This window comes from Vibrio sp. 1288, from assembly GCF_033344475.1.
In genome coordinates this window covers 1-717 of sequence record NZ_JAWPOX010000495.1, presented here as the reverse complement: position 1 = coordinate 717, position 717 = coordinate 1, and the positions used below count along the sequence as shown (strand labels likewise).

General features: G+C 46.6%; 1 pseudogene. It reads right to left on the bottom strand.

Annotated features, from left to right (window positions below):
- Positions 1-123: 123 nt before the first annotated feature.
- Positions 124-717: pseudogene (gene ispH / locus R8O11_RS27610) on the bottom strand (4-hydroxy-3-methylbut-2-enyl diphosphate reductase); the annotation flags it as partial.

The window sequence follows — 717 nt, the reverse complement described above, 5'->3', positions numbered from 1 at the left end:
GTCGTTACCTCAAAGTACTCAAAGAGATGCTAGGTATCAGCCACTAAGTGCCGAATATGAGCGAAACATGTGATCAAAAAAGGCGACCTTGAGGTCGCCTTTTGAATATTCGATAAATGGATATCAGTCCACTTGCTTGATTTGCAGCTCTTTTGGTACTTCGAAGAACATGTTTTCTTCTCGACCTAAGACTTCATCGACTGAGCGAGCACCCACTAGTTCTTTGATACGCTCAAGAATCTGATTCACCAACTCTTCTGGCGCAGAAGCACCCGCTGTCACACCTACTTTTGTCTTGCCTTCAAACCACTCTGGCTTGATATCTTCAGGACAATCCGTCAAGTAACCAGGCGTGCCAAGTTTCTCAGCCAACTCTTTAAGACGAGTAGAGTTTGAAGAATTCTTAGAACCCACAACCACCATTACATCCACATCACCAGCCAGCTCTCGCACGGCATCTTGGCGGTTTTGTGTTGCGTAACAAATATCGTCTTTACGTGGGCCTTGGATGTCAGGAAATACGCGGCGTAGCTCTTCAATCACATCAGCGGTTTCATCGACAGACAATGTGGTTTGGCTTACATAGTGCAGATCCGATGGATCTTTCACGATCGCTTTTAGTTTCTCAACGTCCGCAGGAGTTTCCACTAAGTACATGCCGCCAGTTTCGCTTGAGTACTGACCCATGGTACCTTCGACTTCTGGGTGACCAGCATG